The organism is Streptosporangium sp. NPDC000239 (assembly GCF_040300765.1).
Taxonomy (GTDB): Bacteria; Actinomycetota; Actinomycetes; order Streptosporangiales; family Streptosporangiaceae; genus Streptosporangium.
In genome coordinates, this window is the sequence record NZ_JBEPEI010000003.1 from 400,756 (window position 1) to 424,921 (window position 24,166).

General features: G+C 70.0%; 19 protein-coding genes and 1 tRNA gene. 2 read left to right on the forward strand and 18 right to left on the reverse strand.

Annotation, left to right across the window (positions count from 1 at the left end):
• Nucleotides 1-348 precede the first annotated feature (348 nt).
• The 7 genes from ABT340_RS10980 to ABT340_RS11010 form a co-directional block, all read right to left on the reverse strand.
• The gene (locus ABT340_RS10980) at nucleotides 349-588 is read right to left on the reverse strand and encodes a helix-turn-helix domain-containing protein (protein ID WP_352010516.1); all 240 of its coding nucleotides are present in this window, start codon (nucleotides 586-588) and stop codon (nucleotides 349-351) included.
• Nucleotides 589-746: 158 nt separating this feature from the next.
• Nucleotides 747-822, reverse strand: a tRNA-His gene (locus tag ABT340_RS10985).
• A 75-nt stretch (nucleotides 823-897) separates the two neighbouring features.
• Nucleotides 898-1,500, reverse strand: a complete 603-nt coding sequence (gene orn, locus ABT340_RS10990) for an oligoribonuclease (RefSeq protein ID WP_352010517.1) — start codon at nucleotides 1,498-1,500, stop codon at nucleotides 898-900.
• 22 nt (nucleotides 1,501-1,522) lie between these two features.
• Complete coding sequence (locus tag ABT340_RS10995; RefSeq protein ID WP_352010518.1) at nucleotides 1,523-2,824, reverse strand: DUF2510 domain-containing protein; 1,302 nt, start codon at nucleotides 2,822-2,824, stop codon at nucleotides 1,523-1,525.
• Between the two features lie 54 nt (nucleotides 2,825-2,878).
• Nucleotides 2,879-4,258, reverse strand: a complete 1,380-nt coding sequence (locus ABT340_RS11000) for a hypothetical protein (protein WP_352010519.1) — start codon at nucleotides 4,256-4,258, stop codon at nucleotides 2,879-2,881.
• 18 nt (nucleotides 4,259-4,276) lie between these two features.
• Entirely contained in the window at nucleotides 4,277-5,971 is a 1,695-nt protein-coding gene (locus ABT340_RS11005; protein WP_352010520.1) for a serine/threonine-protein kinase, read from the reverse strand.
• A 152-nt stretch (nucleotides 5,972-6,123) separates the two neighbouring features.
• Nucleotides 6,124-6,768 carry a pyridoxamine 5'-phosphate oxidase family protein gene (locus tag ABT340_RS11010; protein WP_352010521.1) on the reverse strand — a complete coding sequence of 215 codons (645 nt, stop codon included), beginning with the start codon at nucleotides 6,766-6,768 and terminating at the stop codon, nucleotides 6,124-6,126.
• A gap of 68 nt (nucleotides 6,769-6,836) precedes the next feature.
• Here ABT340_RS11010 and pdxR point away from each other — a divergent pair, with 68 nt between their 5' ends.
• Complete coding sequence (gene pdxR, locus ABT340_RS11015) at nucleotides 6,837-8,255, forward strand: MocR-like pyridoxine biosynthesis transcription factor PdxR (RefSeq protein ID WP_352010522.1); 1,419 nt, start codon at nucleotides 6,837-6,839, stop codon at nucleotides 8,253-8,255.
• Here the strand turns inward: pdxR and ABT340_RS11020 are convergent.
• Nucleotides 8,170-9,348, reverse strand: a complete 1,179-nt coding sequence (locus ABT340_RS11020; RefSeq protein ID WP_352010523.1) for a DegT/DnrJ/EryC1/StrS family aminotransferase — start codon at nucleotides 9,346-9,348, stop codon at nucleotides 8,170-8,172. The genes pdxR and ABT340_RS11020 overlap by 86 nt on opposite strands.
• A 7-nt stretch (nucleotides 9,349-9,355) precedes the next feature.
• Nucleotides 9,356-10,438: a GNAT family N-acetyltransferase gene (locus tag ABT340_RS11025; protein WP_352010524.1), complete on the reverse strand. Its 1,083-nt coding sequence runs from the start codon at nucleotides 10,436-10,438 to the stop codon at nucleotides 9,356-9,358.
• A gap of 378 nt (nucleotides 10,439-10,816) precedes the next feature.
• Here ABT340_RS11025 and ABT340_RS11030 point away from each other — a divergent pair, with 378 nt between their 5' ends.
• A complete protein-coding gene (locus ABT340_RS11030) occupies nucleotides 10,817-12,184 on the forward strand; it encodes a GH39 family glycosyl hydrolase (RefSeq protein WP_352010525.1) in 1,368 nt (455 codons plus the stop codon).
• On the opposite strand, the gene ABT340_RS11035 is transcribed toward ABT340_RS11030, so the two are convergent.
• From ABT340_RS11035 to ABT340_RS11075, 9 genes are all read right to left on the reverse strand, one after another.
• Nucleotides 12,156-13,370 carry a DUF418 domain-containing protein gene (locus ABT340_RS11035; RefSeq protein ID WP_352010526.1) on the reverse strand — a complete coding sequence of 405 codons (1,215 nt, stop codon included), beginning with the start codon at nucleotides 13,368-13,370 and terminating at the stop codon, nucleotides 12,156-12,158. The two genes, ABT340_RS11030 and ABT340_RS11035, sit on opposite strands and share 29 nt — an antisense overlap.
• A 111-nt stretch (nucleotides 13,371-13,481) precedes the next feature.
• The gene (locus ABT340_RS11040) at nucleotides 13,482-16,319 is read right to left on the reverse strand and encodes a hypothetical protein (protein ID WP_352010527.1); all 2,838 of its coding nucleotides are present in this window, start codon (nucleotides 16,317-16,319) and stop codon (nucleotides 13,482-13,484) included.
• Nucleotides 16,320-16,359: 40 nt separating this feature from the next.
• The gene (locus tag ABT340_RS11045) at nucleotides 16,360-17,700 is read right to left on the reverse strand and encodes a lipopolysaccharide biosynthesis protein (RefSeq protein ID WP_352010528.1); all 1,341 of its coding nucleotides are present in this window, start codon (nucleotides 17,698-17,700) and stop codon (nucleotides 16,360-16,362) included.
• Between the two features lie 34 nt (nucleotides 17,701-17,734).
• Complete coding sequence (locus ABT340_RS11050) at nucleotides 17,735-18,529, reverse strand: polysaccharide deacetylase family protein (RefSeq protein WP_352010529.1); 795 nt, start codon at nucleotides 18,527-18,529, stop codon at nucleotides 17,735-17,737.
• 5 nt (nucleotides 18,530-18,534) lie between these two features.
• On the reverse strand, nucleotides 18,535-19,476 hold the full coding sequence (locus ABT340_RS11055; RefSeq protein ID WP_352010530.1) for a glycosyltransferase family 2 protein: 942 nt from the start codon (nucleotides 19,474-19,476) through the stop codon (nucleotides 18,535-18,537).
• 2 nt (nucleotides 19,477-19,478) lie between these two features.
• Nucleotides 19,479-20,219, reverse strand: coding sequence for a glycosyltransferase family 2 protein (locus ABT340_RS11060; protein ID WP_352010531.1), 741 nt, complete (start codon nucleotides 20,217-20,219; stop codon nucleotides 19,479-19,481).
• Nucleotides 20,220-20,458: 239 nt separating this feature from the next.
• Nucleotides 20,459-21,586 carry a GNAT family N-acetyltransferase gene (locus tag ABT340_RS11065; RefSeq protein WP_352010532.1) on the reverse strand — a complete coding sequence of 376 codons (1,128 nt, stop codon included), beginning with the start codon at nucleotides 21,584-21,586 and terminating at the stop codon, nucleotides 20,459-20,461.
• Entirely contained in the window at nucleotides 21,583-21,954 is a 372-nt protein-coding gene (locus tag ABT340_RS11070; protein ID WP_352010533.1) for a hypothetical protein, read from the reverse strand. Before ABT340_RS11070 ends, ABT340_RS11065 begins: the two co-directional genes overlap by 4 nt.
• A 423-nt stretch (nucleotides 21,955-22,377) precedes the next feature.
• Nucleotides 22,378-24,150 (reverse strand): substrate-binding domain-containing protein, encoded by a 1,773-nt coding sequence (locus ABT340_RS11075; RefSeq protein WP_352010534.1) that lies wholly within the window; start codon nucleotides 24,148-24,150, stop codon nucleotides 22,378-22,380.
• Between the last annotated feature and the right edge of the window lie 16 nt (nucleotides 24,151-24,166).

Genomic DNA, 24,166 nt, shown 5'->3' on the forward strand with positions numbered 1-24,166 from the left:
CGCCCCGGGTCGGTGTCTTCCCTCGTCGTTCGTCCGCTGCGCTCCCTCACTCCTCAGTCCAGACACCGACGCGCCCAAGCCGAAACCCCTCACGCACGGCGCCGGAAAGCACAAGATCAAACCCTCACTCCGGGCGTCGAAAAGGTCGGACCGGCCCCTCGGCCCCAAGCGTGAGGAGTTTCGGCTTGGGCCTTACCGGTGCCGTGCGTGAGGAGTGTCCGGCTTGGGCGCGCCGACGCTTGGACTGAGGAGCGAAGGAGCGAAGCGGATGAGCGACGAGGGAAAGCGTCGGCTCAGGGCGCCCAAGCCCGCGACGCCGCCAGGCGTCGCAAAGAGACACAGCGCTGTCTAGTCCTGGGGGGTACGGCTGCGCCACAGTCCTATGGCCGTCATCCGGGAGTCGGCGCCGAGTTTGGCGTAGATCCGGTTGACGTGGTTCTTCACCGTCTTCTCGCTGAGGAACAGGTGCTGGGCGATCTGCGAGTTGGAGCAGCCGGTGGCGATCAGCTCCATGACCTCGGTCTCACGCCTGCTCAAGCTCGCCGCGACTGTGGGTTCGGCGTCGAACGGTGCGTCGTCGACTCTCATACGGCCTCCGTTGCAGCAACACGTTCAGGTCGCCGAAACCCCCCGTCTAACGGCGTAGCGATAGCAGCGAGCATAACCCGCGACATCCGTCTTTGGTGGACAAGTCCGGAGTGATGAAAAACGCAGAACGGCCGGTCCTTGGGGACCGGCCGTTCTCATGGGGTGAGCGAAGGGACTTGAACCCTCGACATCCAGGACCACAACCTGGCGCTCTGCCAACTGAGCTACGCCCACCATGTCTGCCGCAGCAGCACATGAAAAGTGTAGCGGTCTTTGGGAGTCGTTTCGCCCCTGGTTTTCGCGCGTCGCTCAGGTGGCGGTGGCCGAGATCGTCTCCGCGAGCTCACGGGCCGTCGCGGAGTCGGGTCCCGGCTGGGGCACGAAGACCGCCGCGCGGTAGTAACGCAGCTCGCGGATGCTCTCGGTGATGTCGGCCAGCGCGCGATGACCGCCCTGCTTCTCCGGCGAGGCGAAGTAGACGCGGGGGTACCACCGCCGGGCGAGCTCCTTGATCGAGGACACGTCGATCATCCGGTAGTGCAGGAACGTGTCGACGGCCGGCATGTCGCGCGAGATGAACGAACGGTCGGTGGCGATGGAGTTGCCGCACAGCGGGGCCCGCTTGGGCTCGGGGATGTGCCCCTTGATGTAGTCAAGGACCATGGCCTCCGCCTCGGCCAGCGTGACGCCCGTGCTCAGCGTCTCCAGCAGACCCGAGGCGGTGTGCATCTCACGGACGATCTGCGACATCTGCTCCAGAGCCTCGGGCGGAGGCTTGATGACCACGTCAACGCCCTCGTCGAGCTGGTTCAGCTCACCGTCCGTGACCACACAGGCCACCTCGATCAGCGCGTCTCGGCCGAGGTCGAGCCCGGTCATCTCACAGTCGATCCAGACCAGCAGGTCACTCATAGCCTTCAGGGTAGTACTCCCGTCAGGAGACCTTGAGCGACTTGACCACCCGGTCGGCGAGGGAAGTGTCCAGATTGTCGGGGATGGAAAGGTACATAAGCGCGGGCCTCCTGCCCTCGCCCCGGTCCACGATCACGAAGGCGGCCCGTTCCTTCTTCCACTTCCAGCCGTTGGCCTTGGACTGGGCGGAGAAGTCGAGGTCGAACATGAACAGCCAGCCGTCCCGGCCGCTCACCTTGATCGCCTCGTCCTTGACGACCTTCCGATCGTGTTCGGGGCTGTAGTAGGCCGCCTCGGTCGCGTGCAGCAGTGTCGCGGCGATCCCGCGCATGCTGGGGACCCCGTCATAGCCGTATTTGTCGGGGAGCTCACCGGTGAGGATGTTGCCGAGCCACCTGCCGCCCTTGCCGTCGTAGTCGTCCTGGGCGACCGCCAGGGTCCCGCTGTTCCAGGTGAAACCGAGCGGGTCGGTGCCCGCGTTCGCGGGGATCTGCCAGGGGGAGCCGGGGAAGGCGTAGGACATGCCGCTCACCGGGTCCTGGATGCGCCCGTTCTGCGGCCGGGGGAAATCGGACGCCTCCGGCGCGGGAGTCTCCTGCGGAGGCTCGGTGGTCTCGGGCTCGGTCGGGAAGGGGGTGGGCTCCTGCGTGGGTACGGCGGGCGGCAGGGTCGGGTCGTCCGCGGTCGGCCTGGATGTGGGGTTCGCCAGGAACATGACCGCGGCCACGACGACGGCCACCAGGATCACGACTCCGCCGCCTCCGAGGATCCAGGGCCACGGGCTGCTCTTACGCGGAGTGGTCCCCGGCGGGAGGCTGTACCCCCCGGCGGGCAGCTGCATCGTGTTACCGCCCCCGGGCCCGCCGCCCCAGGAGGGCTGCCCCTGCGGTGCCTGGCTCTGCGCCCCGTTCCACTGCGCGGTCTGGCCCACCCCCTCAGGGGGTCCCGAGGGGGGTGAGAAGGAGGGCGTCTGGCCGGACGGCGCCGCGAAGGGGCTGGTCTGCGGCCCGGTGGGCCCGGCCGCGGGACCGGTGGGCCCGCCGGGAACGGGGGGACCGGCAGGCGGTCCGGCGGGCTGGGCGGGGGACTGGGCGGGCTGAGGGGCGGGTTGGGCCGGAGGCTGGGCGGCGGCGCCGGTCTGCGGGTGCGTGGGCTGGGGGAACGGGCCGGTCTGCCCCGTCGGCTGGGCGAGGGGCGCGGCCTGCCCCTGGGGAGAGGTGTCCCTGGGGTGCGTGGCGTCGGTCCACTGGTTGCCGTCCCACCACCGCAACAGCGGTGAACCGTAGGGGTCGGGGTACCAGCCGGCAGGGGTCTGCGTGGTCATGGCCGTCAGAGTAGTAAGAACCGGTTAGCAGTGCATTGCGGTGGCTTGGGAGGCTTAGGGGCACTTGTAGGTGAAACTTGCCTTGTCCTGAACCTTCTGCCCCCCGGCCAGCGGGGAGAGCAGCCGCAGCGTCGCCGTTCCACGGAAGCGGCCCTCGCCCTTGACCGTCCACTCCAGGCTCACCTCGTGCGAGGCCGCCCCGGAGGGAACGGTGTCGGTCTGCTCGATCGGGGTCTTGCGGTCGCTGCGCCGCCACTCGTAGCGGATCTCCCCGCCGGAGCCGTTCGTGGCGAAGACACCCGTGATCCTGACCGTCGCGTCGCACGCCTGCTGCTTCTTCGGCGCGCTCACCTCTACGCCGGTGACCGCGAGCGGGGTCGCCGAACCGCGCAGCAGCCAGACCGCCAGGACACCGACGACCATCAGCGCGAGGACCACGGTGGCCAGCGCCGTACGGCGGCGCCTGCGTCTGGCGGCGGTCCCGAGCGCCCGCAACCCGTCGGAGGGCTGTTCGGTCCGTTGCCGGTTACGGCCCGCCCGCCAGATCTGCGCCGCCGTGGTCTCCGGCGGCACGCCGGGACCGAAGCGCATGACGACGTTCTCCTGGGCGGCGGTCGGCACGTCGGCCCGCAGCAGCGTGACGACCTCGCCCTCGTCGGGGACGGGCATCGGCGGAACGTTCGCGGGTAGGAGGCCGGGGGCGGGGCGCAGCCGTACGGCCTGGGCGAGACCGTTCCTGGTCAGAGAGCCCGCGGGCAGCGTGTCCTGCCCGGAGAGCAGCACGTCACGGGCCCGGCCGAGCCCGTCCGCGTCGGCGACGGCCGCGGCCCGCTCGAACAGGGCGGCGGCTCCGGGGTCGGCGGCGGCCCAGTTCGCGGCCAGGCCACGGGCGAGCGCGGCCCAGGCGGCCGCGTCACGGCCGGGGTGGGCCGGGCGCCCGTGCAGCGCGTCGGCCAGCCCCCGTTCGGCGAGCAGGGCGGACCCGTCGGCGGAGATCACCACGGTGTCCGGGTGCAGCGCCCCGTGGGCGAGCCCCGCGGCGTGCAGGGCGAGCAGGGTCCGCGCGGTCTCCAGCAGCACGACGGCCGCCTCACCCGCACCGGGACCAGGAGCGCCTGCGGGCGCGACGAGCAGGTCGGCGAGGGTGGGGCTGACCGGCTCGCCGGTGAGCAGCCAGATCTCCCGCCCGGCCGAGACCAGGTCGGTGACCGGGACCAGCCCGGTCAGGCCCGCCTGGATCAGCGCGCGTTCGGCGAGCACCGCGGCGACCAGCCGTTCCCGCGCCGCCGGGTCCGAGGTGAAACGCGGGTCGAGCCTGAGCGCGCCCGCCTGCCGTCCGCCGGGCGCGGTCGCCGACGACCACGTTCCCGGTTCACCGGTACGGCTCTCGCCGGTCAGCAGGAACCCTGCGACGTTCCCCCGTTCGATGTCCATGACCTGTTCCGCCGTTCTCTAGCGCCCGCGCCGCCTCCGGTGGCGACCGGCCATCCCGCGCCTCACCGCCAGTGTGATGGGCACGGTGCCGCTCGTCACCAGGCCGAACGCCAGCAGCGTCACCGGGGAGGTCTCGGGAGGCGTCGGAGACGCGCTCAGGCTCGGAGGCGTCCCCCCGTCTGTCGAGGTCTCCGTCGGCGACGGGCTGCTCGGCGTCGGGGTCGGAGTCCTGGTGGGCCTGGGGGACGGCGACGACGGGGAGGCCGTCTTGGTCGGCGTGGGGGTCGGCGTCGGGGACTTGGACGGGGCCTTGGTCGGAGTGTCCGAGGTGTCGATGGAGGAGGTCTCCTCCTCCTCGGAGGCGGTCGGCGTGGGCTTCGGAGCCGGGCTCTTGGTCGGCTTCCTGGTACGGGTCGCCGACGGCTTCGGCGTGGGTTTGGGCGACTTGGACGGGACGGCCGCCTGGGTCGGCTGGACCGGTGGGGGAGGCGCGGCGGTCGTCGCGGCCGGAGTCGGAGTGGGGGCGGGGCTTGAGGCCTTGTGCGTGGGTTTCTTCGACGGCGTCGGAGTGGGGTCGTCGGGCTGGTTCTCGGGAAGCAGCGACTCGTCCGTCTCGGGGGGTGCCGAGTAGACCAGGCTCTGCGGCGTGATCGCGGTGCTGCTCGCGGAGTTGACCAGCACGGCGGTCACCCCGCCGATCACCGCGACGCACCCGACGCCGACCAGGATCTTGACGCCCATCTTGCCCAGGGACGACGACGCCCTGCGGCGCGCGCCGCCGCTTCTGAGGTTCGTCTCGGCGACGGAGGAGGAACCGGTGCCGGTCTTGGGGGCCTCGACAGGGAACAGGGCGGGCAGGAGCGCGGCGAGACCGGCCAGGCGGCGGCGCCCCTTCTCCTGCCAGTCGCTCCCGTAGGCGTCGGCGGCGACGGCCTCCAGTTCGGTGATGAAGGCGGCGGCGGTCGGCGGCCGGTCCGCGGGGTGCTTGGCGAGTCCCCGCTCGACCAGGCCCTGCAGCGCGGGCGGCACCTCCTCGATCGGCGGCGGCGTGACCTGGTGCTGCCTGGCCAGCGCGGCGACGTTCGACGCCCGGAACGGCCGGGCGCCCGTCAGGCACTCGAAGAACACGGCCGTCGCGGCGTAGACGTCGGTCGAGGGGCCGGAGGGTGAGCCCGTCCACTGTTCGGGGGCCATGTAGGGAGGCGTGCCCGCGGGGGTGTCCCCGTCGCCCGAGCGGATCGCGATGCCGAAGTCGACGAGCTTGCTCGTCCCGTCCGCCTCGACCATCACGTTTTCCGGCTTGAAGTCGCGGTGCACGACGCCCGCCATGTGCGCGGTCGACAGGCCGAGGAGGGCTCCCTTGAGCACGACCAGCGCCGCCTCAGGACCGGTCGGCCCCTCCGAGCGCAGGATCGCCCGCAGCGGGACGCCGTTGACCAGCTCCATGACGATGGCGGCGCCCTCACCGGTCTCCACGTAGTCGTAGAGCCGTACGGCGTGCGGGCTGTCCAGGGTGTTGAGCACCCTGGCCTCGTGCCGGAAACGCGCGACGAACCCGACGTCACCCCTGAGTTCGTCGGACAGGTACTTGATCGCGACCTGCATGCCGTCGACCTCGTGCCGCGCCATCACCACGCGTCCGCCGGCACCGGCTCCCAGCTCGCGTATCTCGGTGTATCCGGGGACTCGCCAGCCTGATGACGTGCCGTACATGCGGTCTCCTCAGTTGCTTGGGCCCCCACCCACAACAGGCGAACCGTAGCTTAGCCGGAGATCGCGAAAATTTACTCATGAATCACAAATCAGTCTCGGAAGGCTGGGAGACCCGGTAGGTCGCGGCGAACGGCCCCCGTTCGCCCGCCTTCCTACCGTCCCGGCGCGGGCCGGGAGGAGACATGCTCGGGCACCTCGACCTCGGACGTCATGGCCGGATCGGTCTCCGGCGCGCCCCACGACAGGCGCAGCGGCAGCACCCCGGCCCAGACCGGCAGCGCGTAGTCCTCGGGCTCGTCGCTCGGCGGGCCCTGCCGTACCTTGACCGACGCCTCGGTCAGGGAGAGGGCCACCACGGCGGTCGCGGCGAGCTCCTTCCTGGTCGGCGTGCGAGCCGCGTCCCACTGGCCGGGGGCGAGCTGCTCGGTGATCGCGCGCAGGCCCGCGAGGCGCTCGTCCTCGTCGAGCACGAGACGCGGGCGGCCGTAGATCATCGCGGACCGGTAGTTCATCGAGTGGTTGAAGACCGACCTGGCCAGCACCACGCCGTCCACGTGCGTCACCGTCACACAGACCTCGCCGGTGCCGCGCAGGGAGACCGAACCGGTCGAGCCGTGCAGGTAGAGGGTGTCGCCGACGCGCCCGTAGCCGGTCGGCACCACCCGGGGAGCTCCGTCGACCACGACCCCCAGGTGACAGATGAGCCCGGCGTCGAGCACGGCGTAGAGATCATCGCGGGAGGTGCGGCCCCGCTCCTTGGAACGGTTGAGCGTGGTGCGTGAGGTCGTGGAGAGCATGACCCCTACCCTAGGAAGAAGTGGATATCGAAACCACGTCCACTTCGTGTCGCCTCTGGGAGACCACTTTGCCGCGCATCCCCGTTGACCTGCCCCTGTCGGTTGACCGCCAGGCTCCCGCCGCACTCATGACCCAGCTCGGCGACCTGCTGCGCACCGCGATGCGCGACGGCACGCTCAAGTCCGGGGAGCGGCTGCCCTCCTCCCGGGCCCTGGCCCGCCAGCTCTCGGTCAGCAGGACCGTCGTGACCGAGGCCTACCAGCAGCTCTACGCGGAGGGCTGGCTCGAAGGCCGCCACGGCTCCGGAACCTACGTGGTCGACCTGGCCCCGCGCGAGCCGGAGGTCCCGGTGGACCCCTCGCCCGTCTCCGCCCCCACGCGGGAGGCCCCCGCCGGGCCCGTGATCGACCTGCGCCCGGGCAAGCCGTGGGTGCGTGACTACGACCGGGCGGCCTGGCGCAGGGCGTGGCGCGCCGCCGCCGACCTGCCGCCGGGGAGCAACCCCGACCCGTACGGCCTGCCCAGGCTCCGCCGGGCGCTGGCCGAGCATCTGCGCAGGACCAGGGCGGTCGCGGCCGGTCCCGAGAACGTCATGGTCACCCGGGGGACGGGCAACGGCCTCGACCTCGTCGCGGCGACCCTGCTGCGGCCCGGCGACCGGGCGGGCGTCGAGGACCCCGGCTACCGGGTCGCCAGGAACGTCTTCGCCGCGCGGGGCGCCGACGTCGTGTCGTGCCCGGTCGACGAGGACGGCGTCATCGTCGAGGCCCTCCCCGACGACCTGCGCGTGCTGTACACCACCCCGGCCCACCAGTACCCCCTCGGCGGTCGTCTGCCCGTCCCGCGCAGGGAACGCCTGCTCGCCTGGGCCCGCCGTACCGGGACGGTCGTGGTCGAGGACGACTACGACGCCGAGTTCCGCTACGACGTCGCCCCGCTGCCCGCCCTGTACGGCCTCGGACCGGAGCGGGTCGTGCTGCTCGGCACGCTGTCGAAGTCCCTGGCCCCCGACGTCGGCGTCGGCTGGCTGGTCGCCTCGCCGGGCCTGCTCGCGGCGGTCGCCGAGGTCCGGGCCGACCTGGGAGACCGCACCAGCGGCCCGACCCAGCAGGCGATGGCCGTGCTGCTCGAACGCGGAGACCTCGACAGGCACCTGCGCCGGATGCGGCTCGAATACGCCCGCCGCCGGGCGGAGGTCGTCGCCGGCCTCGGCACGCTGGTGACGGGCGACACCGCGGGGCTGCACGTCATGGTCGGGCTGCCCGAGCACGTGGTCGGGCCGCTGGTCGCCGCCGCGGCCGAGCGCGGGGTCCTGCTCAAGGGGATGAACCGCGACGACCACGGCGCCGCCGACAGGCACGGTCTGGTGATCGGCTACGGCTCCGCCTCGCTGCCCGAGGTCAGGCGGGGGGTAGCGGTGATCGCGGAGCTGATCGGGGAGCTGCGGCTCGCGGAGGAGGGGGCGGCGCCGGAGCGAGTTCCCTGACCACGGGCAGCGCGCGGCGGGCCTGGAGCGGATCGACGGGCAGCGCGTGCCGCCCCCACCACCGCGCGACCCCCGGATCGTCGGAGGGCTCCACGAGGCCGGGCAGATAGTCGTCGTAGGGCGGGTCGTAGAGGTAGCCGGTGGCCACCCCGCGCCGCTCCAGCGCCGCGATGGCCGCGTCCCGGTCGGCGACCAGCAGCGGCACCCGGAACAGCGGCTGGTCGAGGTGGGCGAGCACGCCCGCGGCGACCGTGGGCAACTCGGCGAGCGCGCGCACCCCGGCGATCCGCCGGGCCCGCTGCCCGGGCAGCCCGCGCAGCCGTCTCACCTGGTAGCGACGGGAGAGCGGCCCCCGTCTGGTCCGGTAGTCGTGCAGGTCGGCCCTGACCCAGGAGTCGAACGGCGGCAGGTCGGGCACCCGCTTCATGGCCTCGGCGAGTTCCTCCGGGCGCGTGGCGATCCGCAGGCCCTCGCGCTTCTCCTCCAGGCCGAGCGCGCGCATCGCCCACAGCGCGGGCCTGACCAGGCCGAGCCGGACCGTCGAGTGCCTGGCGGCCGAGGTCAGCACCGACCGCGCCTCGGCCACCGGCCGGTACGGCCGCAGCAGCAGGTCACGGGCGATCTCAAGGGGACGCAGGTCGGCCTCGTCCTCGACCGCGATCACCCCGCCGGAACCCGCCCCCGCGTGCTTGGACATGCTGAAGACCCCGGCCACCCCGAACGTGCCGAGTGGCCTGCCCCCGACCGTCGTCTCCATGGCGTGGGCGACGTCCTCGATCAGCGTCTTGCCCGCGAACGCGGCCACCCGGTCGGGCAGGCCGTACAGGTTGGTGGTCAGCACGGCGTCGACGGTGCCGAGATCGACGGAGCCGACGTCGATGTTGCCGTCACTCGGTGAGAGCGGCGCGATGACGGGACGCAGCCCGGCGGCCAGCACCAGGAAGAGGATCTCGTCGGCGGAGATCGGCGACATCAGCAGCCGCTGCCCGGGAAGGCACCAGTGCCGCAGCGCGAGATAGAGGCCGAGCCGGTTGGACGGTACGGCTAAGCAGTGACGCCCCGTTCGCGTGGCCACCAGGCCCTCGGGGGTCACCGGGCGCTCACGACGACAAGGAGGTGCGCAGGCGGCCGAAGGTCTTCAGCGCCCGGTCGGCCGTGGTCCGCAGGACCGGGTTGGCCAGGACGGTTCCCCGTGCCTTACGGACCGGCACGCTGAGCGCCCAGTGGATGCCCGCCCCGGCGCTCGGCCTGGCGATGCGGCCCTCCATCACTTCGTACTCCCCGTTCTTGAGCTTCTCCTTGTACTCCTTCTCGCCGCGTCCCAGGTCGATGACCTCGATGCCCGCGGCGGCCGCCTTCTCCGCCATGGCGAGGTGGTGGATCAGGCCGGGGGAGTACTTGGCGTAGGCGATGTCGTAGGCGGGGAACCAGCCCGCGAGGGTGGTGGCGGTGCGCAGGCCGAAGTGGCCCGCGACCGGCTGTCCGTCGACCCGTAGCACGTCGAAGACCCCCCCGAAGCGTTCGGTGTCGGTGGCGAGCAGCCGTTCGACCAGCTTGACGATCCACGGCCGGGCGAAACGGTCGGTCCTGCCGGTGCGGCGGTACTGGTCGGTCTTCCAGCCGAGCAGCGTCCGCAGCGCCGCACGGTCGGTCGTGGCGTAGTCGTGTTGGATCGCTCCATGGTCCCGTTGAAGCTTACGCGCCTTGTAGGCCGTGGAGCGGTAGGTCTTGCCCGAGTCGCGTTTCACCGTCTCGACGTAGGAGTCGTAGCCGTCGCGCAGGTCGATGATCGGTGACGGGTGACGGGTGTGCCGTCCGGACAGCAGCGGCTGCCCGGCCACCAGGTGGTCGAACTCGAAGACCCCCAGGCCGCATGACCTGATCAGCTCTCGTGGGTCGAGTTCGAGGTCCTTGACGTGGACCAGCCCCTGGGCGTCGGTCAGCCCCGCGGCGACCGGTTTGCCGATGCCCATCGCGTGGCGCTCGAAGGGGAGGAAGCCGACCGTCTCCCGGCCATCCTGCAGGACCGCCACCCGGACCTGTTCCTGCAGCTCGCCGACGATGATCGTGAACTCGGGGGACAGGAAGGGGCTGTCGAAGGCGGGGTCCGCGTCCTGAAGGGTCCGCCATCGCTCGATGTCGGACTCCGCCAGTTCGCGAGGATGAACGATAGAGACGTGCATGGGCTCCTACTGGGGTTGCGACTTCCCCGATGCGCCTTCGGGCATGAATGCGCACAGGATATGCGTACTCACAGCGTGCGGCACGGTGCGTAATGTAGCGGTAAAGGATCGGGTCGTAGGTGGTTTTCCCAGGGTTCTCCCAGGATGTAACGTTCCGAGGCTCCATGGGAGAAGGCGCTCCGTACCACCCGTGATGATCACCGTGGGTTACCGGTCAGGTGCCAATCTGCGATAGAAGTTTCAAGTGTTCTGCAAGTCGCGTGGATAGCCTGACGATGCGGCCGATAACGCTTGGCTGTGAGCCGCGTCCTCTCACGGTCACGTCCGCCGTCGCTGTGGAACGCTTCATTGGACCGTGCCCAGGATCGAGGACGAGCGGTGATACCGACTGACGGACCGCGCCGGCGGATTCCGAACTGGCTGATCGCGACGGGAGCGGGAGTCGTCGCTCTCGCGCTCCTGGTCGGGATCGTCGTCATGTCGACAGGGCACGGCAAGCCGAGAGGGCGGGCCGTCGCGATCCCGCCCCCGCAGCCCGCGCCCGCCGTCGAGCAGCCCCCGGACTTCGGCGCCTGGCCTCGCTGGGGCGTCACCCACACCGAGTTCAGCGGCGACGCGGAGCGGGAGGAGGTCACCGAGACGGCCTCGCACCTCCTGGCCCGGGTCCCGCTGGTGCAGAACCAGCACATCATGGGCTGGGGCGCGGACAACCCCGAGCCCGTACGCGGCAAGTACGACTTCCGCAACCTCGACCGCCGGGTGCAGTTCATGGGCCGCTCACAGGCCCTGCCCGTCATCACCCTGTGCTGCGCCCCCGACTGGATGAAGGGCGGCACCGACGGGCGTACCGACTGGAACACCCTGGAGTCGCCGCCGAACCGCGAGAACTTCGACGACTTCGCCAAGCTCGCCGCCACGGTCGCCAGGCGTTACCCCACCGTCGAGCACTTCATGGTGTGGAACGAGTTCAAGGGATTCTGGAACTCGGCCACCAACCGCTGGGACGCCGAGGCCTACACCGAGCTGTACAACAAGGTCTACACGGCGCTGAAGGAGGTGAACGCCGACATCAAGGTCGGCGGTCCCTACATCCCGATCGTCAGCGACAAGAACGGCCGGGGCTCCGAACTCCAGGGTCCCTGGGGCGTGGTCGACCAGCGCGACCTCGACGCCGTCGAGTACTGGATCCGCAACAAGAAGGGCGCCGACTTCATCGTGGTCGACGGCGCCTCCATGACCAGGGACGCCGGGGCCCACCCCGACGACTTCGGCGCACTCGCCAAGTTCGGCGCCGTCACCACCTGGCTCAAACAGAGGAGCGGCGGCCTGCCGGTCTGGTGGGCCGAATGGTACGTCGCGCCGGACAACGCCGACTGGACGGAGGAGCGCAGAACCGCCGTGCAGACCGTCGCCATGATGGAGTTCGCCACCAGCGGCGCGTCCACCGCCCTCTACTGGAATCCGCAACGCAAACCGGGCGAGGACTGCCCCGGCTGCCTGTGGCGTCCGGGCACGGGGGAGGAGCTGCCGATGGCGGGGGTGCTGAGCGGGTTCACCAAGTGGTTCCCCGAGGGCGTCCCCCTGGTACCGCTCACCTCGGCCAATCCCGCGGTGCGGGTGCTGGCCCAGGAACGCCAGTTCGTGATGGTCAACACCACCGACGCCGCCGCGACCACGACGATCGACGGCAAACAGTTCGAGCTGGAACCGTACGAGGTCAGGTGGAGCGGGCGGGATGGAGCCTGACGGCGGGTCTGCGCCAGTTGGTGAACCAGCGCAGCAGCCATTCGACGGGACCGTACCGGTGGCTGCGCAGCCACATCCCGCTGGCGGCCGCCTGGAACGCGAAGATCGCCACGGCGATCGAGGAGACGGCGAGCGGGCTGAGCCGGTCGATCAGGGCGAACCCGTAGCCGGTGAAGATCAGCGAGCAGATCAGCGACTGGCTCAGATAGTTGGTCAGCGCCGTCCGACCCGGCGGCACCAGCACGGAGGTCAGGCGCGGGGCACGGGGAAACACCCGCAGCAGGGTCGCGACGTACGCCGCGGCCAGCAGCGGCGCGGTGATCAGGTCGACCGCCTGGCCGAGCATGTGGTGGACGCTCGTGCCGCCCGACCAGGTCGAGTGCGCGTAGAAGATCGCCCCCAGGATGCCGACCGGGAATCCCACCCACTGGATCTGGCGCAGTGTGGCGGTGTGCCGATCGGAGTCGGCGAGCAGCCGCCGCTTGCCGACGGCCAGCCCCACCAGGCAGGCGGCGAGCACCGCGGGCCCCTGGAAGAGCACCCGGAGCACCACGATCCTGCCGAGCTTGTGCAGGTGATCCGAGATGATCATGGGCACCGAGCTCTGCAGGGCCGCGTCCGACTTGGCCGCCTGCGCGGCACCCCCGGCCACGGTGCCCGAGAGGTCCGTCCCCAGCAGCGCGAGCCCGGCCATCAGGACGAACCCCGTCGCGAGCAGCAGGGTCAGCGCCACCGCGAAGAGCACCGCGGTCCGCGGCCTGATCCTCCGTACGGCCAGCAGCACCAGCCCCACCACCGCGTAGGTGGCCAGGATGTCCCCGGGGAACAGCAGTACGGCGTGGGCCAGGCCGAGCAGGAACAGCCCGGTCAGACGGCGCAGGAAACGCGGCACGAAGGCGGTCCCCGAGGCCGCGGCCGAGTCGAGCTGAAGGGTGAAGCTGTAGCCGAACAGGAACGAGAACAGCAGATAGAACTTGTTCTCGAAGAACACCGTGACGACCCAGCGCACCTCCCAGTCGAGCGGCGCGGAGAAGGCCGGTTCGGCCAGGCCCGCCATACGGTACCCCGAGGCCAGGTAGGCGATGTTGACGACCACGATGCCGAACAGCGCGAACCCGCGCAGGGCGTCCACGGCCGCGATCCTGCGATCCTGGACGGCCATGGTCATGGCCACGACAGGTTTCACCAGGCGATGATGCTCTCCCATGACCATCGAACCGTCCTTCAACGTGCCGCGCGCGTCACGCGCCCCCGGCGATAGTTGGTCGATATACCGGGGGACCCCGGAGGCTCACGCCTATTGGATCTGGTTGAACCCGATGACGATGAAGCGTTCGACAATCACCGCGACCGCCAGCAGGAATGCGGGAACCGCGACAAACAGGATGCGTCGTCCCCTCTTCGAAACACGGCCGGGATCGCGCAGCTTTTGCATCTCATAGACAAACAGTGCAATCCAGGTGACTCCGAGGGCACCGAGGCCGATCGGGGTCATAGGGGACCCACGGTCGCCGAAGCCCGTAAGAGGACGTGGCTGGGGGATCTCGGCGTTCTTCGGATACGTCTTCAGCGTGTACACGGCGGCGTCGGGGCTGTCGAAGACCCGCTTGAGCTCCGGTGACGCGTCGAGGGCGGCCCGGAAACGCTTGCTCCAGTCGGTCGGGAAACCATGGTTGAGCTGCAGGTAGGCGGCCTGGCCACGGCTCGCGACCAGGTAGGTGTTCGGTGGGGAGACACGGAACTTGTCGATCACGGAGGACAGCTGCTCCGGGTTCTTGTCCACGAGCACCTGCTGATACTCGATCTTGTCGAAGTCGCGCTCGCCCCATGGGATGGTCGGCGTGACCTCGGGCCCGATGATCGGGACCAGGAACAGCACCCTGCCGCTGGGCTTGTCGTGCCCGTAGACGTAGTGCATCGCCTGGACCTCGTCGCTGGAGACCCGCTCGAACTGCTCGTTGCCGTAGCGGGCGATCAGGAAGGACATCGACAGCGCCATCGCGCACGCGGCGGCGAGCAGCAGTGAGATCCTGCGGGTCAGCAACGGGTCGAGCCTGATGACGCGTCTGCGGGCCGGAACCGCCTCCTCGGGGGCGTCGGCCGTACCGGCGGGCAGGTTCGGGAAGAAGGCGTAGGCGGCGAGGATGCACGCCCCGGGCAGCGCGAACAGGTAGATGCGCAGACCGATCTCGCCGCCGTAGCTCTGCAGCGCGAGGGCGAGCACCGGAACGCACAGCAGGAGCAGGGCGGCCCGGTCGCCGACCCCCCGGCGCAGACGGCGCAGCAGGCCGACCGCGGCCAGCAGCAGGATGACCGCGCAGATGCCCAGACGGGCCAGCAGCACCAGCGTGTGCCTGCTGTCGCTGCCCTCGATCCGGTCGCCGGTGTTGCGCTGGAGGTTCTCCAGGATCCGGCCGAGACCGCCGAACAGCTCCTCGATGTGGCCGCTCCAGAAGGTGACCGTCTGGTAGCTGATCCACGACAGCACGATCAGCCCGAGGAGGAACGGCAGGGCCCAGCTCAGCGAGGAACGCCGCAGCAGGATCAGACCGGTCAGCGCGCCGAGCATCATGAACGGCGTGATCTGGTGCGAGGCCGTCGCCGTCGCGAACAGGACGATCAGCAGGATGAGCATGATCGAGCGGTCGTAGACGCTGGTCGAGTGGGTCAGCTCGCCCGGGGCCAGCCCGTCCAGCCTGGCCAGCAGCCGCCGGATGCGGCCCTTGGGCGGCGCGGCCGCGTCACGGACCTCCACCTTGCCGAACCAGCGCAGCACGATCGCCACGAAGGCCAGGTAGATCGCGTAGGTGAAGCCCTGCGGCGAGAAGTAGTCCTGGCCGATCCACTGCACGAGGATGAACAGCAGCGCCGCGAACCAGCGGGCCCGGGTCGTCGCGACCACCTGGCGCAGGATCAGCACGAACGGCAGCAGGTAGAGCAGGTTGGACAGCAGTGGCGTCCAGCGCAGGACCAGCGTCAGGTCGGTGACTCCGGCGGCCTTCGTGACGAACGCGACCAGCGCGAAGAACCCCGGCCACGCGAAACGGGCGTCGAGGATCGGTGAGGACGTCCCGGTGCGGTTGATGAACTCGACGAAGCCCGCGTGGACGTAGGCCGTGTGGAAGCGCGGTGTGTCCTCGATGAGCGCGGCGGCGCCGTGCAACGCGAAGGTGATCACCGCCAGCTGGAAGAGCAGCAGGAACTTGCGGTCGGTGTTCTGCGCGATCGTGACGAAGAACGCCGTGATCATCAGCAGGATCGCGACGAACGAGGTGGCGGGCAGCGCGGAGATCAGCCCGAGACCGTCGATGTGCGACAGGTCGACACCTCGCAGCGGGCCCGGCGTGGCACGCAGGGCCAGCACGTACATGATCAGGCCCTCGACGGTCAGCAGCGGCGGGAGCCACGCCATCGCCGAGCGCGCCAGCCGCTCCGTCAACGGGACGCGGGGCCGGAGCGTGGGCACCGATATGGACGCCGACACCTTGACGTTTCTGGTGGCTTCCGGGTCGGCCTTCTGGGCGGAGCCGGGGAGTCCGGCACGCCGGGCGGCGGGCAGCCGTACCTCGGCGGTCGCCTCCACGTCCTCGCCGTCGGCGCCCTCACCGTCACCGTCACCGTCACCGACTTCGCCTGACCCGGAGCCCGGCTCGGGGCCTGGTTCGGGATCCGGCTCGGGCTCGGGGTCCGCCTCGCTCTCGGGGTCGTCGTCGGCGACCCCCGGCAGGTCGACGACCGAGAAGTCGACGACGGAGGAGTCCGTGACCGAGGAACCGAGGACCGAGGTGCCCATGATCGAGGCGATCGCGTCCTCGGAGGACTCCTCGTGCGTGTGGCCGGGGATGCGGAGGACCGCGGTCGGCGAGGGGTCGTCGTCGCCGGAGGCGTCCGGCTCCTCCTGATCCCCGGGCCCCACGTTCTCCTCGGCGTCCTCCAGGCCTCCGAAGCTCCCAGAGCCCTCCGAGGCCCCGGAACCCTCAGGGTTCCCAGAGCCCTCGGGGTCCTCGAAGTCCTTGGAGTCGCGGTCCTCAAGGCTCTCGGGAGCGGCCGGGGGAGTGGGACTGTCCTCGGGTCCGGCGTGCGTCTCCTCGGAGGCGGGGGAATGCTCCCCCGCCTCTGCGGCCTCCGATTTCACGTCATCACCTGAGCGTTGCCTCACGTCTACATCATGGGGGTTATACGGAGCCGGCCGTGACGACCGTATTTGATCTTTTCCCACCGTTGAGCATTTTGCGAAGGTCGGGGAAGATCAGCGCGGCGATCAGCAGCTCACTCAGCAGCAGCGCGTAGCCAACGGCCTCGATCCCCGCAGAGGGGAACAGCGCCAGGGTGCTGGTGAGCACGAGTACGGCCAGGGAGACCTGGACGAACGCGAGCCTGCGAGCCTTCCCCAGGGCCCGCAGGCCGCTCAGATAGATCTCGATCAGCACCCTGGGCAGCACCGCCAGGGCCATCAGCTGCAGCAGCAGTGTTCCCCGGTCGGCGAAGTCCGGGCCGAAGACGCGCAGGATCAGGGGCGCCGCGAGGATCGTCACGATAACGATCGGGACAATGATCATGAAGGCCCGGCGCAGCGCCCTGCGGGAGTTCGACGCGAACCGGTCCCGGTCGAAGGATCCCTCGACGGTCAGTGAGGTGGCCATGTTCATCGCCAGCAGCTCGATCAGCGAGCCCAGCGTGTGGGCCATGGAGAAGAGGCCGAAGGTGACCTCGTCCACCCTGGCCGCGATCAGGACCGGGATCAGGTAGACGCTCGCCAGGATCGACAGCGTGCCCGGGTAGTCTCCGGCGAGGAAGCGGCCCACCTCGCCGAAGGCGAGCGGCCTGGCCGTACCCTCCGTGCGCGCGACGTGCCGGGGGATGACCTTCCTGAACAGCAGGAGGTTGATCGGGATCAGGGCCATCGCGGCCGGGATGATCCATGAGACGAAGATGCCGTCGCGGGGCAGCGCGAACGCCAGGCCCACCAGCATGGCCATCTTGACCAGGCCGTAGCACAGGCTGCTCACCGGCACCCACGTGGCCTTGCGCAGCCCGGCCAGCGTCACGTCCTCCAGCGTGAACACCGACCAGACCAGCGTCGAGGCCAGGAAGAACAGCCCGGGGCCGAGGCCGTCGAGCGAGGCGTAGGTCGGCCCCCACCACGGCAACGTGAGCAGGAACCCGAGCGCGGCGACCACGCCGGTCGCCCCGGCGACCGCGTACGCCCTGACGATGAGCGCGGGCGTGCGCCGTCCGGCCACCGGGATGAAGCGTGCCAGCGCCCCGACGAACCCCAGCGCGGTCAGCGAGGCGAACAGCCGCATGGCGGTGATCAGCGCTTGGCCCCTGCCGAAGTCCGCGGGGCCGTACAGCTGGGCGGCGAGCCACCAGTAGCCCATGCCGAGCACCGCGGTGATCGCGGTGTTGGCCATGAGCGCGTAGCCGTTGCGGAAGAGCGGGTTGCGCAGATCGCGCGTCACCCGCTGCCGCAACCCGGCGAGCCGTCCCTGCGGCTCGTCCGTCGTCGCGCTCATGTGTCGCCTCCCCCCACGTCCGAGGACGTGTTCCTCACGCCAGACCGCGCACCCGGCGCAGGCCGTAGCGGGTCCTCCTGACGACGGCGTAACCCTTCGTCAGGACGCGTTGCCTCATGTAGATCAGCGGGACCTGGCTGCCCTCGACGGCCCGGCTGAACATCCCCATCGAGGTGCCCTCGGCCACGGTCAGGCGTGGCAGGGCGAGCACGTCGTGCCTGTCGGCGGCGATGGCGTTGCTCACCGCGCAGGCGGCCCAGTAGCCGGCGCGCCGCACCTCACGCCTGACCCGCCCGCTTGAGTAGCCGTACGGGTAGGCCATGGTCGCGACCGGAGCCCCGATCCTGTCTTCGAGCAGTGCCTTGTTGCGGCGCAGCTCCTGGCGGAGCCGGTCGTCGGGTAACTGGTCGAGCTGGGGGTGGCTGTGGCTGTGGCCGCCGATCTCGATGCCGCACGAGGCGGCCTCCCGGGCCTGGCTCCAGGTCAGCATCGTGTCCAGCGGCCTGCCCGCCGCGTCCTCGCCCGCGTCCCTGACCCACCCGCTGGTCAGGAAGACCGTCGCGGGGAAGCCGAGGCGTTCGAGCACCGGCAGCGCGTGGCTGTGGAAGTCGGCGTAGCCGTCGTCGAAGGTCACCACGACCGGCCGCTCGGGCAGGGAACGCCCGTTGTTCCTGTGCAGCGAGGCGACCATGTCGGCCACGGTCAACGGGGTGAAGCCGTGCTCCTTCAGGTAGGTGAGCTGGTCGGCGAACACCGAGGGCCGTACGGCCAGCGGTTTCGTCTCCGGGTTCGGCCGGTCGGAGATGGAGTGATACATCAGAATCGGCACGCGGATCACGATTTCGCCACCTTCAACCGGAGAGATCCGACGATGTAACCCCAGGTCGTCCAGGTGAGTCCGACCACGATCGCCACAGCCCTGCCGAACCCTGACAAATCGCCACGCAGTACGTCTCCCAGGCCCCGCAGCGCGCCGAGCGGCAGCGCCTTCAGCGCGTGCGCCCGCTCACTCGCCAGTCCGTCCCCGGCGCCGACGTTGTGCGTGACCAGCGCCTTCGACAGGCCCTCCGCGTAACACCTGGACCGGAAGTAGGCGAACCTGGCCCGTGCCTCGGGCACCTTGTGGCCGATCACCGCCGCGGGTTCGAACAGCATCACCGCGCCGGGCATCCGCTGGGAGAGCCGGATGCAGAACTCGGTCTCCTCGCACCCCAGGGGCCTGGGCTTGCGCCCCTGCACACTGCGGCCGATGCCGGTGTGGAACCCGCCGACCTGCCCGACGAGTTCCCTGCGGAAGGCGGCGTTGCCGCCCATGACGTTGCGGATCGGTGACCGCCGGGTGGGCATGCCCTGGTAGGAGCACCCGACGGTCCAGTCGAACTCGCGGGGGAACCAGCCGGGACGGCGTCCCGTCGCCCACAGTGGGTTGGTCAGCCCGCCGACGCCGACGACGGCCGGATCCTGGAAGCCCTCCTCCAGTGCTTCCAGCCACCCCGCCTCCGCCACCGCGTCGTCGTCGAGATAGGCCACGATGTCGCCCGAGGCCGTAGCCGCGCCGGTGTTCTTGCCCCCGGACAGCCCCTTCTCCTGCGTGTTCTCCACCACGATCACATCGGGATACTCCCGCTTGAGCCTCAGTAGCAGGTCCGCGTTGTAGTCGACCACCAGGATGATCTCGTACGGCCTGCGCCGCTGGTTCTCGACCGACGCGACGGCGGCCCGGATGTCCTCCCAGCGCTCCTCGGTGTAGACGCAGATGACGACACTGGTTCTCATGACTACGCGGCGCCCTGGTCCGCCGCCGGGGTGGTGGCCGCAGGCTCGGGAGCGGTGGTGACGGGGTTGTTCCGCCACTCCCTGATGATGGTTCTCAGCACCCGGATCCCGTCCCTTACCGCGTGCAGGTTGCTCTCGCCGTGAATACGGCAGCGCTCGTGGCTGGGAACCTCATGCACCTTGAGCCCGGCCTTGGCCGCCCTGATGTTCATCAGGGTCTCGACCTCGAAACCATCGCAGTCCAGGTTGAGCACGTCCAGGTGACGCGCCCAGAAGGCGTTGTAGCCGTAGCACAGGTCGCTGTAGCTGGTGCCGTAGATCCGGTTGACCAGGCCGGTGAGCACCTTGTTGCCGAACTTGCGGTTGAAGGTCAGGTCGTCGCTGCCCCCGCCGGATGCGTAGCGCGACCCCTTGACGAAGTCGGCCCCGGTGACCAGCGCGCCGACGAACTGGATGATCTCCCGGCCGTCGGTCGAGCCGTCGGCGTCGATCATCACGATGATGTCGCCGGTGCAGGCGGCGAACCCCGCGGCCAGGGCGTCGCCCTTGCCCTTGCCGGTCTGGGTGACGATGCGGACGTTGGGCCGCAGCCGCTTGGCGACGGCCACGGTGTCGTCGACGGAGTTGCCGTCGACGAGGACGATCTCGTCGATCCACTGGGGCAGGGTCGCGAAGACGTGCGGAAGGTTCTCCGCCTCGTTCATCGCGGGGACCACGACGCTGACCGTGGGAGAGATGGCCATGTGAGGGGTGATAGGGGTGAACCGCTCAATCGGTGGCATCGCTCGCAGCGGCGGTTTGGCATTGTGCTTGACGATGTCGGGACTCATGAAACATGTCCTTCCGGTTCGGCGGTCGTCATGACGACTGACGGGAGGACCCGGAGCCAGACACAGCCTGAGGGGGCGGCGGGAATGGCGAATGCGGTGAGGGATGCATGGAAGGGTCCTGGCGGGAGTGTTCGCTGTTACCGGGGGTCGGCCTAGCCGACTCCCCATGGTTCCTTGACGACCGCGGAGGCCGATTGGTTCTGCGCTGAGGTGCGCATACGGCCGAAACCTTTCAGCACGCGATCGGCAAACCGATACAGATGGGGTCGATCGAGGACGATGGTGCGGGCCTTGTTGACCGGCGTGCGGCCCATCCAGTGGACCGCGGCCGCGGGGGAGGGGCGGGAGACCCGGCCCTCGGCGACGTACAGGTCGCCGCTCTTCAGCCAGGACTTGTACTCGCGGCCGCCCTTGCCCATGTCCACCTGGCGCAGCCCCGAGCCGGCCGCGTGCTCCGCCATGTGGAGGTGGTGCGTGATGCCCGGGGAGTAGCGGGCGTACTCGGTGTCGTAGGCGGGGAACCAGCCGACCAGGGTGTGCGCCGTACGCAGGCCGAAGTGCCCGGCCACGGGGGTGTCACCGGCGTAGAACATGGTCAGCACGCCCGAGAAGCTCTCCGAGCGCATCGCGTGCATCTCGTCGAGCAACCGGACGATCCACGGCTGGGCGAAGCGGTCCACCCGCCCGGTGCGGCGGTACTGGTCCGACTTCCAGTTCAGCAGGGTGCGCAGGGTCGCGGGGTCCGTCGAGTCCCATTCGAAGCGGATCTCGCCCTGCTCACGGCCGAGCTTGCGCTCCTTGTAGCGGACGGTCTTGTAGTTCTTCGGTGAGTTCTGCTTCACCTGATCGATATAGGAGTCGAAACCCGAGCTCAGGTCCATGACCGGCGCGGGCCGTACGTCCGACTGGTGTTCGGCGAAGGTCGGCTGACCGGCGACGAGGTGGTCGAAGTCGAAGACGGAGAGCTTGCAGGCGCGCAACAGCTGTTTGGCGTCCAGGACCAGGTCGGGAACCGAGATCAGGCCGTGGCAGGTGGTGAGGAAACCGCCCAGGGGTTTGCCGATGCCGAAGTTGTGGCGCTCGTAGGGAAAGAATCCGACCGTCCGGCCACCGTCCTGGATGACGGCGACCCGGACGTAGTCGCGGAGACGGCCCATGGCCAGGGCGAACTCCACGGAGAGGAAGGGGTTGTCGAGGGACGGATCGGCCCCCTGCAACTCCCGCCATCGGGATATCTCGGACTCCCCGAGGTCACCGGGGCGAACGACGACGATGTTCACCTTGACCTGGCCCCCTGTTCGGTCTGCAAGCTTGCGCTCCCCCGGTACAACACGCGTAACACGTATATGAACCCACCGAGCACCGCGATCGTCGCCACCCCGGCGCGAGGCGACCACTTGTCAAAGGACAGCATGGCCACGGCAAGGAGTACGTTCACGACCAGGCTTGCCGCCGCACCCACTGATAGTGCCGCAAGAGGGTCACGATCACGCAACAGTCCCATCGCCGCGGCACCCGGAGTGACCAAGAGGAACAGCGGAGTGAGGACGATCCGGAGAGGGGTGTCGATCCCGGCCAGCGCGATCACGGCCCCCGCCACGCACGCAAGAGTGAGTGCCCACCCGAGCACCCTGCGATTGGTCGACATCTCCTGACTCCTGGTCGTAGTGGCATGATCGATCACCTATTCATGGGATCAATCACTGCGGACGAACGTCAATGCCGACGTTTGACCTCAGTCCATGGTTTACCGGATCGCAAAGCGATGCGTTGGCGTTATCCAGCGCGGAGTCAAGTGATCATACGATATCCGGTCAGGATTCGGATGTCTCCCTTGGGCCTTTCGCCACGCCGGGAGAGTCTCACGCGCAACCACCGAAGCCCTACGGTGCAGGGCTTTTCGGCCAGATCGGGTGAGCTGGGACAGTTGTGGCAAAGGTGGCTCGGGCGTGTCGGGGGCCGCGCGAGCCGGGGGTGAGAGAAGTGACTCAAATCACGCCCTCCGCGGAGGGTCACCATCCATGTCGATCGTGTGATATGTCCGCCGTACGGCGGTGCCCTCGGAGAGGGGTCAGCAGTGCGGCGCGCAGAGGCGGCGCCGCATTCCCTCAAGGAAGAACGTGCGAACCTGTCCGATGTCCTTGGCGATGTAGGCCTCGCCGCCGGTGGCCCTGGCCAGTGCCTCCATCTGGCGCCTGCCCTTCGGCGCGTCCGGCCCGAAGGCGATGATCAGGATGCTGACCGGCCGCTCCGGGTCGTACTCCCGCTTCAGCCTCCTGAGGATCTCCCGGTCGCCGATGCCGCCCTCGGGGTCGTCGTTGCCCGCGCCGTCCGTCAGGACCACCAAGGTGTTGATCTTGTCGCCCTGGTACTCCTCGTTCATCCGCCGGTAGGCGGCGGCGAGGGTGTCGTTGAGCCCGGTGTCGCCGGTCGCCCTGGCCCTGGTCGCGGCCAGTTTCCGGTTGATCAGGTCCCGGCGCAGGACACCGTCCAGGTTCTCGGTCAGCGGGCCGACCGGGACCGTCTCGCGGTAGTCGACGCCTCGGCCGTCCAGGTTCGTGGAGAACTCCCACACCCCGATCTCGCTCTTGACCGGGAACAGCTTGATGCCCTCGGTGGCGATCCTGGTGATGGCCCGCATCCGGGTCAGGCCCGTCCCCGGCACGGGGAGCGCCATCGTGCCCGAGACGTCCAGCAGGGTGAGCAGCCTGGTGCCGAGGTTCAGCCGGGACCACGAGCGTGACAGCCCGGCGACGGTCGCGGCGTCCGGGAGCGGCAGCGACTTCGGCGCCTGGGCGCGGAAGCCGGAGACACCCAGGAGCGCGGTGCCCGCCCGGCCGTCGGGGGTGCGGAAACCCCGGTCCTGGAGGTCCTTCCCGGCGGCCTCGGTGGTGAGGTCGCGCAGGAACGCCTCGGCCGCGGCGCGCACGGCGGCGTCCCGGGTGGTGACGACCGCCGGGTAGTCGAGGTCGACCGTCCCCTCGGCCGGATACAGCGGGACGGCGGGGACCTGCGGCTTCCTGCCGGTGTCGAAGGCCCACACGCCCTGCTCCGAGGCGACGCCGATCGGGGTCCTGCGGCCCTTGACGCCGAGACTGGCCAGCAGCGCGTCCTGGTCGCGGACGGTGGAGCCGGACAGTGTCTTGAGCGCGCCGACCAGTTCCTCCTGGCCGACACCCGAGGCCGTCGCCGTACCCGAGGCGGCCAGCAGCGCGCCGAGCCCGGCCGCGTTGAGCGAGGGGTCGAGCGCGAGCACCCGCACCCTGCGGCCCGGGCCGTTGGGGTCCGTCACGTTCGCGGCGCCGAGCATGCCCTTCCAGCTCGCCTCGCCGAGGTCGTCCCGCAGTTCCTGGACCGCGGTGCCCGGAGCGGCCAGCACGACGGGGGAGCGGGCGACGGAGGCGCCGGGGGCGGGGAAGGCCGGATCCTTGGCGCGCAGGCCGTTCACCCACAGGGAGGAGTCGGGAATCCACAGGTCCATCGCACCGACCTCGCCTCCGCTGCCCCCCAGGCCGGAGGCCACGGCGGCGGAGGCGGCCCCGGTCACCGTGACGGTCGCGCATCCGCCGCCGGAGTCGCGGGAGGTCCTGGTGAAGCGCCCGGCGATCTCGGAGAGGGCGGGCTGGATGTCGGGGGAGGCGGTCACCCGCAGTGTGACGGGAGTCTGCGCACAGCCGCGGTCCCGGTTGACGATCACGAAGGCGGCGACGCCGAGCAGCACCGCGAGGGCGACGGAGCCCGCCAACGGCACGAGCACCGCGCCCCGTCCGCTTCTGCGCCGCCGCGGCAGGTTGTAGGAGGCGTAGCCGTCGTCGAGCTCATCCGTCCTGTGACGTCCGCTCACGATGCCCTCTTCGCGT

Bases quoted from the DNA above. Each gene is read 5' to 3' on its own strand.
- orn (WP_352010517.1), bottom strand. From the start codon at position 1,500: ATGAGTGACCTGCTGGTCTGGATCGACTGTGAGATGACCGGGCTCGAC.
- ABT340_RS10980 (WP_352010516.1), bottom strand. From the start codon at position 588: ATGAGAGTCGACGACGCACCGTTCGACGCCGAACCCACAGTCGCGGCG.
- ABT340_RS10995 (WP_352010518.1), bottom strand. From the start codon at position 2,824: ATGACCACGCAGACCCCTGCCGGCTGGTACCCCGACCCCTACGGTTCA.
- ABT340_RS11010 (WP_352010521.1), bottom strand. From the start codon at position 6,768: ATGCTCTCCACGACCTCACGCACCACGCTCAACCGTTCCAAGGAGCGG.
- ABT340_RS11045 (WP_352010528.1), bottom strand. From the start codon at position 17,700: ATGAGCGCGACGACGGACGAGCCGCAGGGACGGCTCGCCGGGTTGCGG.
- ABT340_RS11025 (WP_352010524.1), bottom strand. From the start codon at position 10,438: ATGCACGTCTCTATCGTTCATCCTCGCGAACTGGCGGAGTCCGACATC.
- ABT340_RS11055 (WP_352010530.1), bottom strand. From the start codon at position 19,476: ATGAGAACCAGTGTCGTCATCTGCGTCTACACCGAGGAGCGCTGGGAG.
- ABT340_RS11070 (WP_352010533.1), bottom strand. From the start codon at position 21,954: ATGTCGACCAATCGCAGGGTGCTCGGGTGGGCACTCACTCTTGCGTGC.
- ABT340_RS11000 (WP_352010519.1), bottom strand. From the start codon at position 4,258: ATGGACATCGAACGGGGGAACGTCGCAGGGTTCCTGCTGACCGGCGAG.
- ABT340_RS11060 (WP_352010531.1), bottom strand. From the start codon at position 20,219: ATGGCCATCTCTCCCACGGTCAGCGTCGTGGTCCCCGCGATGAACGAG.
- ABT340_RS11005 (WP_352010520.1), bottom strand. From the start codon at position 5,971: ATGTACGGCACGTCATCAGGCTGGCGAGTCCCCGGATACACCGAGATA.